Origin of the sequence: Serratia sp. AKBS12 (genome assembly GCF_024793895.1) — a bacterium.
GTDB lineage: Bacteria > Pseudomonadota > Gammaproteobacteria > Enterobacterales > Enterobacteriaceae > Serratia_F.
The window spans coordinates 119,392-136,667 of sequence record NZ_JANUSB010000002.1; the positions used below are offsets into that span (position 1 = coordinate 119,392).

Consider the following 17,276-nt stretch of genomic DNA (forward strand, 5'->3'; position numbering starts at 1 on the left):
ACAGTTTAGCACAAAGAGCGGAGATTCCAAATTATCAGGAAATTCTTAGTCTGCCTGCTTGCGCAGGAAGGCCGGGATATCCAGATAGTCAGGCTCTTTATTCGGTTGCGCGTTCTGATCGTTGACCACCTTGGCAGCAGGCTTCACTTCCTGTTGCAGCGGAGCCATACCGTGCTGTTGGTAACGGTGATCCATCACTGGCTGGCTGACCTGCTTGTTGGTCACCAGGGTGATTTCAGGACGTTTGTCCATGCCGATACCGGTAGCCACGACGGTAACACGCAGCTCGTCGTTCATTTCCGGATCCAGTGAGGTACCGATTACCACGGTCGCATTGTCGGAAGCAAACGCACGAATGGTGTTACCCACGGTTTCGAACTCATCCAGACGTAGGTCGAAGCCGGCGGTGATGTTAACCAGAACGCCGCGCGCGCCGGACAGATCGATATCTTCCAGCAGCGGGCTGGAGATGGCCATTTCAGCGGCTTCTTCAGCACGGTCTTCACCGCAGGCAACGCCAGAACCCATCATTGCGTAGCCCATTTCGGACATCACGGTGCGCACGTCGGCGAAGTCGACGTTCATCAGACCCGGACGGGTGATCAGTTCGGCAATACCCTGCACCGCGCCTTTCAGCACGTCGTTGGCCGCACCGAAGGCGTCCAGCAGAGAAATACCGCGCCCCAGAACTTTCAACAGCTTGTCGTTCGGGATAGTGATCAACGAGTCCACGTGCTTGGACAGTTCGGCGATGCCCTGCTCAGCGAACGCCATGCGTTTCTTGCCTTCGAAATTGAAAGGCTTGGTAACCACGGCTACTGTCAGGATCCCCAGATCCTTGGCAACTTCGGCCACCACGGGTGCTGCACCGGTACCGGTACCGCCGCCCATACCGGCCGCGATGAAGACCATGTCTGCACCTTCCAGAGCGGCGCGCAGGGCTTCACGGTCTTCTTCCGCCGAATTGCGACCCACTTCAGGGTTCGCGCCTGCACCCAGACCTTTGGTAATACCGCTACCAATCTGGATGGTTTGGCCAACTGCCGTTTTACGAAGCGCCTGAGCGTCTGTATTAACGGCAAAGAATTCAACACCTTCGATGCGCTCACGCACCATGTGTTCAACGGCGTTACCGCCGCCACCGCCGACGCCGATGACTTTAATCACCGCGTCATTGGTTAGTTCCATTGGTTCAAACATAGTTTCTCTCCGTTTTGTGCCTGTCGCTGCGAGATCATAAAAAGATTACTCAGCATGATCTCTTAGTTGAAACATTAAAACTCTTTTCTCAGCCAGCTATTGATACGTTTAAACCAATTGCCCACCGAGGCGCGTTTTTCTACTTCTGACTCACCGCTGAGGTGAGACTCTTTTCCATAGTGCAGCAGACCTACCGCCGTTGAGTAGTAAGGCTCCTGCGCATAATCCGTCAGACCCGTGATGTTCAAGGGTTGGCCGATGCGTACCTGGGTGTGGAACACCCGTTGCGCACAGGCTGCCAGGCCATCAATCTGGGCGGCACCGCCGGTCAGCACAATACCCGCTGCCAGATGGTGCTTCACCCCTTGCTGACGCAGTTGCTCCTGCAATTGCAAAATTTCGTCGTTAACCAGATTCAACAGTTCGGCGTAGCGTGGCTCAATGACTTCAGCCAGTGTCTGTCTTTGCAGACTACGTGGAGGACGTCCCCCGACGCTAGGCACCTCTACACTCTCATCCTTGCTAACAATCGACCCAAGCGCACAACCGTGTCGAACTTTAATTGCTTCCGCATCCGTCGGCGGCGTACCGAAGGCGTAGGCGATATCGCTGGTGACCACGTTGCCGGCATACGGAATAACCTTGGTATGGCGCAGCGCACCGCCGGTATACACCGCCATGTCCATGGTGCCGCCACCGATATCCACCACGCAAACGCCGAGTTCGCGTTCATCTTCGGTCAATACCGCATAGCTGGCGGCCAGACCGGCGAAAATAAGTTGGTCAACTTTCAGACCGCAACGTTCAACCGCTTTGACAATGTTTTTTGCCATGTCGTTATGGCAGGTAATCAGGTGCACCTTGGCTTGCATACGCACGCCGGACAACCCCACCGGGTTTTTGATGCCTTCCTGATAGTCGATGGCGTATTCCTGAGGAATCACATGCAAAACGCGATGCTCATCGCGCACACGCACCGACTTGGCGGTATGGACGACGTTCTCCACATCCTCCTGGGTCACTTCCTCTTCTGAAATAGGAACCATCCCTATTTCGTTCTGGCAACTGATATGTTTGCCCGATAATGCGAGGTAGACCGAAGAAATCTGGCAGTCAGCCATCAGCTCGGCCTGATCGATAGCGCGCTGTACGCACTTCACTACCGACTCCAGGTCGTTAACGCCGCCCTTATCCATACCCCGGGACGGACAACTGCCCACCCCGATAATGTTGACCATGCCATCGGGCAGAACTTCCCCTACCAATGCGGCGACTTTCGCCGTACCGATCTCCAGTCCAACTACCAGTTTTCTGTCCGTCGACTTGATCATTGTTGTTTTGCCTGTGCCTGATTTTGTTGCTGATTACTGTTTTGCTGTTGACGTGCCGCCGCATCGCCCGCCTGCGGGTCAATCGGCAACGGGGACCAGCCCACCGATGCACCTGCGTCATAACGCAGGTCGACATAACTGACACGCTTGCCTTCCGTCTGGCCCTGTTGCTCCAGTACCGGATACAGCTCGATAAAGCGTTGCAGGCGTCCTGCACGATCGTCACGCCCCAGTTCCAGCCGGACATCGTTATCCAGCGCCAGTTGCCAAGAGTGACGTGCCGTCATCGACGCCATTTTCAGCGTAAACTTGTCGGCCGCCAACGCGCTGCTCATGGTCCGATACCCTTCCAGAACGTCTTGTTCGCTCCCTTCCGGACCATAGAGCAACGGCAATTTCTGCTTGCCGACACGTTCTGCCGGCACGCTGAACGATTTGCCCTCGGCATCCACCATATGCAAATCGTTCCAACGCGCCACCGGGACATATTCCACCAAATGGATTTTCAGCTCGTCCGGCCATTGCTTGCGCACGCTGGCCTGCTTAATCCACGGCAACCGCTCAATCTGCTGCTGGATGACATCGACATCCTGCGTCATGAACGTACCTGGCGATCCCAGCGCCAGAATAGCCTGGCGAATATCATCGTTGGTGGTGTAATGGCGTTCGCCGGTCACCACCAGCCGCGAGAGCGGCAGGCGACTGGCATCTTTCATCCAGCCAATCACCGCCCAGCCGCTCCACAGGACCGTTCCCAACACCATCAGCAGGAAGACGATCCCCGCCAATTGGCTTCCGTTGCTGCGCCGCGGGTTATTTTCAACCTCGCGTTCGCGCGCATTCAGGGCAGCTTGCGACATATCAGTCGGCCAATTCCAAAATTCTCGCGACCAACTGCGAGAAGTCCAATCCAAACTGGCGCGCTGCCATCGGCACCAGGCTATGACTGGTCATGCCTGGCGAGGTGTTCACCTCGAGCAGATAGAAGCTGCCATCGTTATCCTGCATCACGTCAACCCGACCCCAGCCGCTGCAATCAAGGCCACGATAGGCCCGAGCTGCCAGCGCGGCCAGCTCGTTTTCCTGCTCGGCGCTCAAACCGCTCGGACAGAAATACTGGGTATCGTCCGAGATGTACTTGGCCTGATAGTCGTAAAATACGCCGGCCGGCTGAATGCGGATTGACGGCATTAATTGGTCACCCAAAAATGCCACGGTATATTCCGGGCCACTCAGCCACTTTTCGACCAGCACATCGTCGTCATGACGGAACGCCTCGTCCAGCGCCGCTGTGAGTTCGCCGAATTCGCTGACCTTGCTCATACCGACGCTGGAGCCTTCGCGGCTCGGCTTGACGATCAGCGGCAGGCCCAGTGCCTCCACGCTCGCCAGCAACTGGCTTTTCGCCTCGCCGACAAACTCCGCGCGGTGCAATGCCACGTACGGTGCTACCGGCAGCCCCATCGACTGCCACACCATTTTGGTGCGCCATTTGTCCATGGTCAGCGCCGATGCCATCACGCCGCTACCGGTATACGGCAGGCCGAGGAATTCCAGCATTCCCTGTAGCGTACCGTCTTCACCACCGCGGCCGTGCAGCGCGATAAATACCTTGCTGAAGCCCTGTTCCTTCAACTGGGTCAGCGGGAAGTCACGCGTATCAATACCGTGGGCGTCAATACCGGCTTCGCGCAATCCGGCCAGCACCGCCGCGCCGGATTGCAGAGAAACGTCACGTTCAGCGGAAGTGCCCCCCAGCAGGACGGCGACTTTATCGGCCATGCTGTTCCTCCTCGGTCTTCGGCGACTGCAGCTTCAATTCAGCCAGTTTGCGGGCAATTTTGCCGACGTTGCCGGCGCCCTGCACCAGGACCAGATCGTCATCTTGCAACAGCTGCGCCAGGGTTTCCGGCACCGTATCAGCGTCGGATACCAGGATCGGATCCAGCTTGCCGCGGTTGCGGATGGTGCGACACAGCGAACGGCTGTCGGCACCTGGGATCGGCGCTTCACCCGCCGGGTACACGTCCAGCATCAGCAACACGTCAACCTGAGACAGCACGTTGGCAAAATCGTCGTACAGATCGCGCGTGCGCGTGTAACGGTGCGGCTGAAAAATCATCACCAGACGCTTGTCCGGCCAGCCGGCCCGCGCCGCTTTGATGGTAGCGTCCACTTCCGTCGGGTGATGGCCGTAGTCATCCACCAGCATCGCACTGCCCGCCTTGTCGTTAACCGGCGCCAGCGGATACTCGCCAAGGAAGTCGAACCGGCGTCCGGTGCCCTGAAAGCCCGCCAGCGCGCGCAGAATATCGTCGTCTTCAATGCCTTCTTCGGTGGCTACCGCAACCGCCGCCGCCGCGTTTAGCGCATTATGACGGCCTGGTGCGTTCAGGGTCACCGTCATCAACGGCTTGTCCTGGCGGCTCAGGGTAAAGTGCCCCTGCGGGCCAACCTGGCTGTAACTCTCAATGCGCACGTCAGCATCGTCGCTGAAACCGTAGGTCGTAATGTGGCGACCTACGCGTGGCAGCAGTTCGCGCACCACCGGATCGTCAATGCACATCACCGCACGGCCGTAGAACGGCAGGTTGTGCAAGAAATTGATAAACGTCTGCTTCAGGTTTTCGAAATCGCCATGGTAAGTGTCCATATGGTCGGCTTCGATGTTGGTGACAATCGCCACCATCGGTTGCAGATGGAGGAATGACGCATCGCTCTCATCGGCTTCGGCAATCAGGTAACGGCTCGACCCCAGACGCGCGTGGGTGCCAGCCGCCTTCACCAACCCACCGTTGACAAACGTCGGGTCCAGACCGGCTTCCGCATAAATGCTGGAAACCATCGCCGTGGTGGTGGTTTTACCGTGCGTTCCCGCCACTGCGATACCGTGACGGAAGCGCATCAGCTCCGCCAGCATTTCCGCGCGACGGATCACCGGGATACGCGCCTCGCGTGCGGCGACGATTTCCGGATTGTCGGACGGGATCGCCGTCGACACCACCACCACGCTGGCATCCAGCACGTTTTCCGGCCGGTGATGGAAGTAAATTGTCGCGCCCAGCGCGCTCAACTGCTGGGTCACCGGGTTCGGCGCCAGATCCGAACCGCTGATCTGATAGCCTTCATTAGCCAACACTTCGGCGATACCACCCATGCCGGCACCACCGATGCCGACAAAGTGAATGTGCCGGACGCGTCGCATCTCGGGCACGAAAGTACGTAGTTTCGCCAGTTGCTGTGTATTCATCACTCTCTCTAATCCGGCTTCGGCGCACCGAGCCCTTACATGACGTTGCTGTATTTGCAGGCCCGGCGAACCAGACCCTGCATGTTTTATTTGGCGACGCGAATCAGCTCCGCCGCTACGCGTTCGGTGGCATCAGGGATCGCCACCGCGCGCGCCTTGTCGGCCATCGCCAGTAACGTTGGGCGATCCCAGCCGGCCAACAGTTCCGCCACCGTATCGGCGTTGAACTGCGGCTGTTCAATGATTTTCGCGGCACCGGCTTCTTCCAGTGGACGCGCGTTCCAATATTGCTGACGATCCTTGTGCTGGAACGGCACGAATATCGCAGGCAGGCCCGCCGCCGCAATTTCGCTGACGGTCAATGCGCCGGAACGGCACACCACCACATCGGCCCAGGCGTAGGCGGCAGCCATATCATCGATAAACTCGGTCACCTTGTGCCCGGTCTGCCCTACCCTTTCATATTCATGCTGAACCGATGCCAACGCGCCTTTGCCAACCTGATGCCAGAGCGTAATTCTATCGTCCAAACGCGCCGCGACTTCAGGAACTGTCTGATTCAGCACGCGAGCCCCCTGACTTCCGCCAATAACCAGCACGCGGATCGGCCCTTCTCGTCCGGCCAGGCGTTCTGCCGGCAACGGCAGCGCCAATACGTCGGTACGTACCGGATTGCCCACCACTGCGGCGTTCGGGAACGCGCCGGGGAAAGCCTGCAATACCGTTTTGGCCAGGCGTGCCAGCCAACGATTGGTTAACCCGGCAATGCCGTTCTGTTCATGCAGCACCACCGGTACGCCGCACAGCCAGGCGGCCAGGCCGCCGGGACCGGAAACGTAACCGCCCATGCCCAGCACCACGTCCGGTTGGTAGCTGCGCATAATCGCCTTGGCCTGGCGCACCGCACGCCAAATACGCAGCGGCGCACTCAGCTGAGCCATCAGCCCTTTGCCGCGCAGGCCGGAGATACGGATAAAATCAATCTCGATCCCGTGCTTTGGCACCAGATCGGCTTCCATTCGGTCTGCGGTTCCGAGCCAGCGCACCTGCCAGCCCTGCGCCATCAGATGATGTGCGACCGCCAGCCCCGGGAACACGTGTCCGCCGGTACCGCCTGCCATCACCATTAAACGCTTAGCTTTCCCGCTCATCCCTTACCTCTTCACAAACGCCTGGGCTTTCGCCAGACGCGTTTCAAAATCAATGCGCAACAACAGCACGATGGCCGTCGACATGATCAGCAGGCTGGAACCGCCGTAACTGATCAGCGGCAGCGTCAGACCTTTGGTCGGCAGCATCCCCGCCGCGGCTCCCACGTTAACCAGCGCCTGGAAGCTGAACCATACGCCGATAGAACAGGCCAGAAAGCCGGAAAAACGCTGATCGAGTTCTAACGCCCGACGGCCAATCGACATCGCGCGAAAAGCGACGAAGAATACCATTAACAGGGCAAAAACCACACCGATATAGCCCAGCTCCTCCCCAAGGATCGAGAAGATGAAATCGGTATGCGCTTCTGGTAGATACTCCAGTTTCTGCACTGAGTTCCCAAGACCCTGGCCCCAGAATTCACCGCGACCAAACGCCATTAGCGACTGGGTCAGCTGGTAGCCGCTGCCGAACGGATCCGCCCACGGGTTCCAGAACGATGTTACGCGGCGCATACGGTACGGCTCGGCAATGATCAGCAGCACCACGGCAAATACGCCGGAGCCGATAATCGCCAGGAACTGCCACATTTTGGCGCCGGCCAGGAACAGCATCGCCAGCGTGGTAATGAACAGCACTACCACGGTACCGAGGTCCGGCTGTGCCAGCAGCAGTACCGCCAACACCACCATTACGCCCATCGGCTTGCAAAAGCCCCAGAAGTTGCTGCGCACTTCTTCTACCTTGCGTACCAGATAGCTGGCCAGGTAGCAGAACAGCGACAGTTTCGACAGCTCTGCCGGCTGAATGCGCAGCGGCCCAAGCGAAATCCAGCGTGACGCCCCGTTGACCGAGCTACCGACCACCAACACAATCAGCAGCAGAACGATCGAGGCCAGCAGCATCACGTTGCTGTAACGCTGCCATACCGCCATCGGGATGCGCAGCGTGACCAGCGACAGGCCGAACGCCAGCCCCAGATAAAGCGCGTCACGTTTGGCGAACAGGAACGGATCTTCCGCCAGACGCTGACCGATCGGCATCGAGGCCGAGGTCACCATCACAAAGCCGATAATCGCCAGGCCGAAGGTCAGCCACAGCAGGGTGCGGTCATACAGCACCATGGTGGCGGCATCGCTTTCACGCGAACCCATCACCCAGTCTTTCAGCCTGTCGGTCAAACCGAAGTTCGGCATCCGTAGTTTCATCCGCCAAGCTCCTGCGCCAGACGGGCAAACTCATTGCCACGCACTTCAAAATTGCGGAACTGATCGAGGCTGGCGCAGGCCGGTGACAACAGCACCATATCGCCCGGCTGCACAACGGCAGCAATCGCCTGCATCGCCTGTTCCATGGTGTCGGTTTGCGTTGCCACATCGGAGCGTAGTTGCGCCAATTGAGCACCATCGCGGCCAAAACAGTACAAACGAATATTGTCGCCCTGCAGATAACGCGTCAGCGGCGAGAAATCGGCGGATTTGCCGTCACCGCCCAGCAGCAGATGCAGCGTGCCGTCAACTTGCAGACCGTTCAGCGCCGCTTCGGTGCTGCCGACGTTGGTGGCCTTGGAGTCGTTAATCCAGCGAACGCCATTATGATCCAGCACCAGTTGGAAGCGGTGCGCCAACCCGGCATAGGTAGTCAGTGCAGTCAGGCTGGAGGCCCGCGGGATATGCACCGCGTCGGCCAGCGCCAGCGCCGCCAGCGCATTGGTGTAGTTATGGCGGCCGGTCAGTTTCATTTCTCGGGTGTTGAGTATTTTTTCGCCGCGCACACGCAGCCAGATTTCACCCAACTGGCGATTCAGGTGGTAATCACCCACGTCCGCACCAAAGCTGATGCAACGCGGATCGGCACCGCGTACCGGCATGGTCAGCGCGTCATCGGCATTTACCACGCATACCTTGGCGTTCTCGTAAATGCGCAGCTTGGCCGCGCGATATTGCTGTAAACCGAAGGGATAGCGATCCATATGATCTTCGGTCACATTGAGAATCGTCGCCGCAGCGGCATGCAGACTGTGGGTGGTTTCCAATTGGAAACTCGACAACTCCAGTACGTACAGCTGATATTCCTGCCGCAGCAACTCCAGCACCGGCAGCCCGATATTACCGCCCACGCCCACCGCCCAGCCGGCGGCCTTCGCCATTTCACCGACCAGCGTGGTGACGGTGCTTTTGCCATTGGAACCGGTGATGGCAACGATCGGTGCCTGCGCTTCGCGACAAAACAGCTCCACGTCACCAACGATTTCCACCCCGGCATCCGCTGCGGCGCTCAACGCCGGTGATGCCAACGCCACGCCTGGGCTGGCGACGATCAGATCGGCTGCCAGCAGCCAGTCTTCATGCAGACTGCCCAGGTGGCGATCTACGCTTTCTGGCAACCGGTCCAGCCCTGGCGGAGACACGCGGGTATCCATGACGCGCGGCGTCACGCCACGTGCCATAAAGAAATCAACACAGGACAGGCCGGTCAGGCCCAACCCGATGATGACGACTTTTTTACCCTGATAATCCGCCATGATTAACGTACCTTCAGCGTTGCCAGGCCAACCAGCACCAGCATCAGCGAAATAATCCAGAAACGCACGATCACCCGTGGTTCCGGCCAGCCTTTCAATTCATAGTGGTGGTGAATCGGCGCCATGCGGAAAATGCGTTGTCCGCGCAGCTTGAACGACCCCACCTGCAAGATCACCGACAGCGTTTCAACCACGAACACGCCGCCCATAATCACCAGCAAAAACTCCTGACGCAGCAGTACCGCGATGGTGCCCAGCGCGCCGCCCAGAGCCAGCGAACCGACGTCGCCCATAAACACCTGCGCCGGATAAGTGTTGAACCACAGGAAACCCAGCCCGGCACCGACGATGGCGGTGCACACCACCACCAGCTCACCGGCGTGCCGCAGATACGGAATATGCAGGTAATTGGCGAAGTTCATGTTACCGGTCGCCCAGGCGACCAGGGCAAAACCGGCAGCGACGAACACCGTTGGCATAATCGCCAGTCCGTCCAGCCCGTCGGTCAGGTTGACCGCGTTGCTGGTGCCGACAATGACGAAATAGGCCAGCAGCACATACAGCAATCCCAACTGCGGCATCACATCCTTAAAGAACGGCACAACCAGCTCGGTGGCTGGCGTGTCTTTTCCTACGGCGTACATGGCAAAGGCGACAATCAGCGCAATCACCGACTGCCAGAAATACTTCCAGCGGGCGATCAGCCCTTTGGTGTCCTTGCGCACCACCTTGCGGTAATCGTCGACGAAACCGACGATGCCGTAGCCCACCAGCACGAACAGCACGCACCAGACGTACGGATTGGACGGGTAAGCCCACATCAGCACCGAAATGGTGATGGAGGTCAGGATCATGATGCCGCCCATGGTCGGCGTTCCGCGTTTGCTGAAGTGCGACTCAGGGCCGTCGTTACGCACCACCTGACCAAAGGACATCTTCTGCAGATGCGCAATCAGTCGCGGCCCCATCCACAAGGAAATAAACAGCGCGGTCAGCAGGCTGACAATGGCTCGGAACGTCAGGTACGAAAAGACGTTAAAGCCGGAATAATATTTGACCAAATGCTCGGCCAGCCAAACTAACATGGTGCTTTCTCCTGTAACGCGCGTACTACCTGCTCCATTGCGGCACTACGTGACCCTTTGATTAATACGGTAATTACCGCATGTTCCCTCAGTAATTCCGCCACGCGCGCGATCACTGCTGCCTTGTCTTGAAAATGCTCCCCCTGGCCCGATGCGGCGCTTAACAACTGGCTCAGCGAGCCAACGGTCAGCACTTTGTCGATACCAGCCAGACGGGCGGCTTCGCCCACCTGACGGTGACATTCTTCCGCTTCGTCGCCCAGTTCGGCCATATCACCAGCCACCAGCACGCGGTAACCCGGCATCTCTGCCAGCACCTGCGCTGCGGCGGTCATTGAACCGACGTTGGCGTTATAGCTATCATCCAGCAACAGCTGGCCGGGCTTGAGCTGAATGGGGAATAGACGCCCCGGTACTGCCTGCAATTGGCCCAGCCCGACGCGTACCGCCTCAAGCGATGCGCCGACCGAGGTTGCCAGTGCGGCAGCCGCCAGCGCGTTCGCCACGTTGTGGCGGCCCGGCAACGGCAGTTCGATCGCTACCTCGCCAAACGGGCTGTGCAAGGTAAACTGCGTCCCCTTGCCGTTTACGCTAATTTCGCTGGCAAAGAAATCCACGCCGTCGGTGGCCTGCGGCGAGAAGCGCCACACGGTTTTGCCCACCAGCTGCGCCTGCCAATGCGGCCAGTCATTGCTATCCGCGTTAACGATCGCCACGCCATCCGCCGGCAAACCGGCGAAAATTTCGCCCTTCGCCTGCGCTACGCCGGCCAACGACCCGAAACCTTCCAGATGCGCCGCCGCCAGGTTGTTCACCAGCGCAGTCTGCGGGCGCGTCAGCGCAGTGGTATAGTCGATTTCACCGATATGGTTTGCGCCCAGCTCAATCACCGCAAAATCATGCTGTGGCTGCAAACGCAGCAGCGTCAGCGGCACGCCGATGTCATTGTTGAAATTGCCGGCGGTATACAGTACCTCGCCGCACTGGCGCAAAATGGCAGCGGTCATTTCCTTCACCGAGGTTTTGCCCGATGAACCGGTCAAGGCGACCACTCGCGCCGGCACCTGCTGACGTACCCAGGCAGCCAGTTGTCCCAGCGCCAGGCGGGTATCCTTGACCACTAACTGCGGTGCATCTACCGGTAAGCGCTTACTGACCAGTAACGCACCGGCACCGGCGCCTAACGCGTCGGCGGCAAAATCATGCGCGTCAAAACGTTCGCCTTTCAGCGCCACAAACAGGCAGCCTGGAGAAACCTGGCGGGTATCCGTCGTCACCTCATTAATTTGGCAATCGGCACCGATCAACTCAGCGCTCAATACATCGGCCAAGGCCTGAAGGGAGACAGAAATCATGCGATTACCCCCAGCAAACGTGCGACGGTAGTACGATCGGAGTAATCCAGACGACGATTCCCCACCAGTTGGTAATCTTCATGGCCCTTGCCTGCCACCAGCACTACGTCCTGCTGCTCCGCCTGCATCACCGCGCTGGTGACCGCTTCTGCACGGCCATGAATGACCTGTGCACGCCCCGGGTCCAACAAGCCGGTCAGGATATCGGCGATAATTGCCTGTGGTTCTTCGGTACGCGGATTATCGTCCGTTACCACCACGCGATCGGCGAACTGCTCGGCGATGCCGCCCATCAACGGGCGTTTGCCCTTGTCGCGATCGCCGCCGCAGCCAAACACGCACCACAGCTGCCCCTGGCAGTGCAAACGCGCCGCAGCCAATGCTTTTTCTAGTGCATCCGGCGTGTGGGCATAATCCACCACCACCGTCGGCTTGCCTGGCGCAGTGAACACTTCCATACGGCCACAGACCGGTTGTAACTGGCTAGCGGACTTCAGCAATGCTGCCAGCGGGTAACCCAGTGACAGCAACGTTGCCAGCGCCAGCAACAGATTGCTGACGTTAAATGCGCCCATCAGGCGGCTTTCGATTTCCCCGTCGCCCCAGCTTGAGCTGAAACGCACGGTCGCGCCGTTATCGTGATAATTGACATCGGTGGCTTTCAGCCAACGACCACGACAGCCCGGCTGCAGGTTCCCCTGCATGGTCACTGCTACCGCATCCGGCAACTGCGCCAGCCAACGCTGCCCCACTTCATCATCAGCATTGATGATTGCTTGCCCCACGTCGTGTCCGGTAAACAGCGACCACTTGGCAGCTTCATAACTGGCCATGTCACCATGATAATCGAGATGATCGCGACTCAGGTTGGTGAACACCGCGGCGGCAAACGGCAACGCCGCCACGCGATTCTGCACCAGGCCGTGGGAAGAGACTTCCATTGCAGCAAAGGTTGCGCCGCGCTCGGCCAAATCGTTGAGAACATGCTGCACATCAACTGCCGAACCGGTGGTATTTTCGCTCGGACAAACCTGGCCCAGCAGGCCGTTGCCAACGGTCCCCATCACGGCAGCGGTCTCCCCCAGCAACTGGCTCCATTGCGCCAACAGTTGGGTAGTCGTGGTTTTGCCGTTGGTGCCGGTCACGCCGACCAGACGCAAACGTTCGGCCGGTTGATGGTAAAAACGCCCGGCCAACGCAGACAGACGCTGATTGAGCTGGCTCAGATAAATTACCGGTACGCCGTGCATTTCGCGGATTTCTCCGTCGGCGGCGTCACCTTCAGCCTCGGCGATCACGGCGGCTACGCCCTGGGCGATGGCTTGCGGAATATAGCGGCGTCCATCTGTCTGATGGCCGACGACGGCGACAAACAGATCCCCGGCAGCCGCAATTCGGCTGTCTAATGTCATTTCCCGCAGCGCGCGCTCGGGTGCCGTCGGCACCCATGGAGCGAGTAAGTCGCGCAAATTACGATCTGCCACCTGAACCCTCTTTTTTATTGATTACCAATTCGCTTTTATCCGCGGTGGGCAACGCATCCGGCTCGACGTTCATGGTACGCAGTACGCCGCCCATAATGGCGCCAAACACCGGTGCAGAAATTGCACCACCGTAGTACTTGCCACCCTGTGGGTCGTTGATGACCACCACCAGGGCAAAACGCGGGTTACTAGCCGGCGCAACGCCAGCGGTATAAGCGATATAGCGATTGACGTATTTGCCGTCCGGGCCGACCTTTTTGGCGGTACCGGTTTTAATGGCAATCCGGTACCCCTTGATGGCCGCCTTCACGCCACCACCGCCCGGCAGAGCCACGCTTTCCATCATATGCACCACGGTGCGAACCAGTGGTTCAGGGAAAACGCGCTCACCGGCGACCGGCGGGTCAACCTTGGTAATCGACAGTGGGCGATACACCCCCATACTGCCGATCGTTGCATAGACTCGCGCCAACTGTAACGGCGTTACCATTAGCCCGTAGCCGAAAGAGAAGGTGGCCCTCTCTATGTCAGACCACCGTTGTTTTTTTGGGTATATGCCACTGCTTTCTCCGACCAGCCCCAAATTGGTCGCTTTTCCCAGTCCAAAACGTGAGTAAGTATCTACCAACGCCGAGGACGGCATCGCTAACGCCAGCTTTGAAACACCGACGTTACTCGACTTCTGCAAGATCCCGGTGACCGAAAGTTCCGGATAACGTGCCACGTCTTTTATTTCATGGCCGTTAATGCGGTAAGGCACGGTATTGAGCACGCTATTCTCTCTTACCACACCGTGCTGCAAGGCGGTCATGACCACCATCGGTTTTACGGTCGAACCAGGTTCAAAAATATCGGTAATGGCACGGTTACGCATGGTGTCCTTCGGCGTACCGGCCATGTTGTTCGGGTTGTAGGACGGGCTGTTGGCCATGGCCAGCACTTCGCCGGTGTTGACGTCAATCAGCACCGCCGTGCCGGACTCGGCCTTGTTGAACGCCACCGCGTTGTTGAGTTCGCGATACACCAGCGCCTGCAGACGCTCGTCAACGCTCAACACCAGGTTGTGCGCCGCCTGACTGTCAACCGAAGAGATGTCCTCGATCACCCGTCCATAACGGTCTTTGCGCACCGTGCGCTCGCCCGGCTGGCCGGTCAGCCAGCGATCGAAACTTTTTTCAACCCCTTCAATACCCTGACCGTCAATGTTGGTGACGCCGATGATGTGTGACGTTACCTGTCCGGCCGGATAGTAGCGGCGCGATTCCTGACGCAGATAAATGCCCGGCAACTTCAGTTTGTGGATGTAATCACCGATGGCCGGGTTGACCTGGCGCGCCAGATACACAAAGCGCCCTTTCGGGTTGGCGTTGATCCGGCTGGACAATTTGTCCAGCGGGATTTCCAACGCATCAGACAGCGCCTTCCAACGGCTGTCGAGCGTGATGCCGCCGCGTTCGTTCAGCTCTTTGGGGTCGGCCCAGATAGCATTGACCGGTACGCTGACCGCCAGCGGGCGGCCGGCCCGGTCGCTGATCATCCCGCGTGCGGTCGGCACCTGCTGAACACGCAAAGAGCGCATATCGCCTTCTTTGACCAGCCGATCGGGGTTAATCACCTGCAGGTAGGCGACACGCAGCATCAATCCGACCAGCGCCAGCAAAATACAGCCGCACAGCAACGCAAAACGCCAGCTGACAAAGCTGGCTTGATCTTCCTGGCGTTTCAACTTACCGGGGCGTGCTGCTTTCATGCGTTCCCTTTTTGCTCCATGTTAGGCCGTCGGTTAAACCATTCATTGTTTAACGATGATATTTTCTTGCGCCGGATCCACATGCTGCATTTGCAGCTTCTCCGTTGCGATACGTTCCACCCGGCTATGATCGCCCAGGGCGTTTTCTTCCAGAATCAGGTTGCGCCATTCGATATCCAGCGCATCTTTCTCTAATACCAGTTGCTCGCGCTCCGCGGTCAACAAGCGGGTGCGGTGTGCCGTGGTCACCACCAGAATGGCGGAGACCAGTACGGCGATCAGCAAAATCAGCGGGATCTTGGCGTTGCGCAGCAAATCGCCGCCAATCACCCCAACCAATCCATGACGCTCGTTGCCAATCACGCAGGCATCCTCTCGGCAATGCGCAGTACCGAACTGCGCGCACGTGGGTTTTCCGCCACTTCCGCTTCTGACGGCATCATTTTGCCCAGCGACTTCAGGCTACGGCCGCCCAATTCACGCAGTTGCGCTTCGGTCAATGGCAGACCGGCCGGTACCTGGGCGCCGCGGCTGTGGTGGCGCATAAAGCGTTTGACGATACGGTCTTCCAGCGAATGGAAGCTGATGATCGATAACCGCCCCTGTGGTGCCAGCACTTCCAGTGCGCCATCCAGCGCACGTTCGATTTCTTCCAGTTCGCTGTTGATGTAGATGCGGATCGCCTGGAAACTGCGGGTTGCCGGGTGCTTGTGCTTTTCACGGAAAGGGCTGGCGTCGGCGATCAGATCGGCCAGCTCTTTGGTGCGCGTCATTGGTTCGGTCTTGTTGCGCTCGACGATGGCACGCGCGATACGCTTGGCAAAACGCTCTTCGCCAAAGGTTTTCAGTACCCAGGCGATATCGTCCGCTTCAGCTTTCAGCAACCATTCGGCCGCTGACTGGCCACGCGTGGGATCCATGCGCATATCCAGTGGACCGTCGCGCATAAACGAGAAACCGCGTTCTGCGTCATCCAGCTGAGGGGAGGAAACGCCAAGATCGAGCAGTACGCCGTCGATTTTGCCAACCAGTTCGCGTTCGCGCACATAATGTGACAAATCGGAAAATGGGCCGTGTACGATAGTAAAACGAGGATCTTCAATAGATTTGGCGGCTGCAATCGCCTGCGGATCACGGTCAATTGCCAGCAAGCGTCCTTCCGGCCCCAGCTGGGACAGAATCAGACGAGAGTGGCCACCGCGACCAAAAGTACCGTCGATATATATGCCGTTGCTGCGGATGTTGAGGCCATTAACCGCCTCATCCAACAGCACGGTGGTGTGTTTATAGTTTTCCAACATGCTTATAGCGACAAGTCCTGTAGCCGCTCAGACAACGGTTCCTGAGACGACTGTTCAGCGTCAATATCATCCTTGACTTGTTGATACCAGGTCTGTTCATCCCACAGCTCAAACTTGTTGAACTGCCCGACCAGCATCACTTCTTTAGTGAGCGCGGCGTGTTGACGTAGCGTACTGGCTATCAGCAACCGACCGGCGTTATCCATCTGACATTCACTGGCATGCCCCAACAGCAAGCGCTGAACGCGGCGCTCGACGGGATTCATGCTCGACAGACGCGATAATTTTTGTTCAATGATTTCCCATTCAGGCAATGGATAAAGCAGCAGGCAGGGCTGATGGAGGTCAATGGTACAAACCATTTGGCCTTGCGATTCCTCGTTCAGCGTTTCCCGATAACGGGTAGGTACGGCAAGCCGGCCCTTGCTGTCGAGATTGACCATCGTCGCTCCACGGAACATCCCCGAGCTACCCCTTCATGACCTTTTTCACCACTTTACCCCACAAATTCCCACATAAAGGAGTTTACGGAGGGTATGAAAACCTTGTCAAGCCAGAGCGGCAGTGCTTTGGCAATATTTCTCTGGGTATTTTGGGAGCTGGCTCGCGAAAGGAACTCTTTTTATTCGACGATTAAAAATTAACACCATGATAAACGAGGAGAATTTTCATAAAGGAAAGCGTGCGGTTAAAAACCTGGCAATTTGGTTATTAATTGGCTCAATACTTTCTTCTGCAATCGAGGTCTCATTTTTCAATTCGGTAATCACAGCCCTGTAGCACCCTCACCGCCGCAGCCGAGAAGGCCTCGCCGGGAGCTCGCCCGCTGCGCTGTCGGCCACTGAGG

15 protein-coding genes are annotated in these 17,276 nt (G+C 58.2%); all 15 read right to left on the minus strand.

The annotated features are described in order from the left end of the window. Window positions 1-45: 45 nt before the first annotated feature. Window positions 46-1,200, minus strand: coding sequence for a cell division protein FtsZ (gene ftsZ / locus NYE85_RS00560; RefSeq protein WP_004955368.1), 1,155 nt, complete (start codon window positions 1,198-1,200; stop codon window positions 46-48). Window positions 1,201-1,274: 74 nt separating this feature from the next. Then, window positions 1,275-2,531, minus strand: a complete 1,257-nt coding sequence (gene ftsA, locus NYE85_RS00565; protein ID WP_004955369.1) for a cell division protein FtsA — start codon at window positions 2,529-2,531, stop codon at window positions 1,275-1,277. Beyond that, the gene (ftsQ, locus tag NYE85_RS00570; protein ID WP_259002366.1) at window positions 2,528-3,391 is read right to left on the minus strand and encodes a cell division protein FtsQ; all 864 of its coding nucleotides are present in this window, start codon (window positions 3,389-3,391) and stop codon (window positions 2,528-2,530) included. Before ftsQ ends, ftsA begins: the two co-directional genes overlap by 4 nt. 1 nt (window position 3,392) lies before the next feature. After that, window positions 3,393-4,313 carry a D-alanine--D-alanine ligase gene (locus NYE85_RS00575; protein WP_259002367.1) on the minus strand — a complete coding sequence of 307 codons (921 nt, stop codon included), beginning with the start codon at window positions 4,311-4,313 and terminating at the stop codon, window positions 3,393-3,395. After that, window positions 4,303-5,781: a UDP-N-acetylmuramate--L-alanine ligase gene (murC, locus tag NYE85_RS00580; protein ID WP_259002368.1), complete on the minus strand. Its 1,479-nt coding sequence runs from the start codon at window positions 5,779-5,781 to the stop codon at window positions 4,303-4,305. The genes NYE85_RS00575 and murC overlap by 11 nt, the downstream gene beginning before the upstream one ends. Before the next feature lie 86 nt (window positions 5,782-5,867). Then, window positions 5,868-6,932: an undecaprenyldiphospho-muramoylpentapeptide beta-N-acetylglucosaminyltransferase gene (gene murG, locus NYE85_RS00585; RefSeq protein ID WP_259002369.1), complete on the minus strand. Its 1,065-nt coding sequence runs from the start codon at window positions 6,930-6,932 to the stop codon at window positions 5,868-5,870. A gap of 3 nt (window positions 6,933-6,935) precedes the next feature. After that, a complete protein-coding gene (gene ftsW, locus NYE85_RS00590) occupies window positions 6,936-8,138 on the minus strand; it encodes a cell division protein FtsW (protein ID WP_259002370.1) in 1,203 nt (400 codons plus the stop codon). After that, window positions 8,135-9,454 carry a UDP-N-acetylmuramoyl-L-alanine--D-glutamate ligase gene (gene murD, locus NYE85_RS00595; RefSeq protein WP_259002371.1) on the minus strand — a complete coding sequence of 440 codons (1,320 nt, stop codon included), beginning with the start codon at window positions 9,452-9,454 and terminating at the stop codon, window positions 8,135-8,137. Before murD ends, ftsW begins: the two co-directional genes overlap by 4 nt. Window positions 9,455-9,456: 2 nt before the next feature. Next, a complete protein-coding gene (gene mraY, locus NYE85_RS00600; RefSeq protein WP_259002372.1) occupies window positions 9,457-10,539 on the minus strand; it encodes a phospho-N-acetylmuramoyl-pentapeptide-transferase in 1,083 nt (360 codons plus the stop codon). Then, window positions 10,533-11,894: a UDP-N-acetylmuramoyl-tripeptide--D-alanyl-D-alanine ligase gene (gene murF, locus NYE85_RS00605; protein ID WP_259002374.1), complete on the minus strand. Its 1,362-nt coding sequence runs from the start codon at window positions 11,892-11,894 to the stop codon at window positions 10,533-10,535. Before murF ends, mraY begins: the two co-directional genes overlap by 7 nt. After that, window positions 11,891-13,378, minus strand: a complete 1,488-nt coding sequence (gene murE / locus NYE85_RS00610; protein WP_259002376.1) for a UDP-N-acetylmuramoyl-L-alanyl-D-glutamate--2,6-diaminopimelate ligase — start codon at window positions 13,376-13,378, stop codon at window positions 11,891-11,893. Before murE ends, murF begins: the two co-directional genes overlap by 4 nt. Next, complete coding sequence (locus NYE85_RS00615; RefSeq protein WP_088499869.1) at window positions 13,365-15,128, minus strand: peptidoglycan glycosyltransferase FtsI; 1,764 nt, start codon at window positions 15,126-15,128, stop codon at window positions 13,365-13,367. Before NYE85_RS00615 ends, murE begins: the two co-directional genes overlap by 14 nt. Before the next feature lie 42 nt (window positions 15,129-15,170). Continuing rightward, entirely contained in the window at window positions 15,171-15,491 is a 321-nt protein-coding gene (gene ftsL / locus NYE85_RS00620; RefSeq protein WP_259002378.1) for a cell division protein FtsL, read from the minus strand. Continuing rightward, a complete protein-coding gene (gene rsmH / locus NYE85_RS00625) occupies window positions 15,488-16,429 on the minus strand; it encodes a 16S rRNA (cytosine(1402)-N(4))-methyltransferase RsmH (protein WP_259002380.1) in 942 nt (313 codons plus the stop codon). Before rsmH ends, ftsL begins: the two co-directional genes overlap by 4 nt. Before the next feature lie 2 nt (window positions 16,430-16,431). After that, window positions 16,432-16,890: a division/cell wall cluster transcriptional repressor MraZ gene (gene mraZ / locus NYE85_RS00630; RefSeq protein ID WP_259002382.1), complete on the minus strand. Its 459-nt coding sequence runs from the start codon at window positions 16,888-16,890 to the stop codon at window positions 16,432-16,434. Window positions 16,891-17,276: the final 386 nt, after the last annotated feature.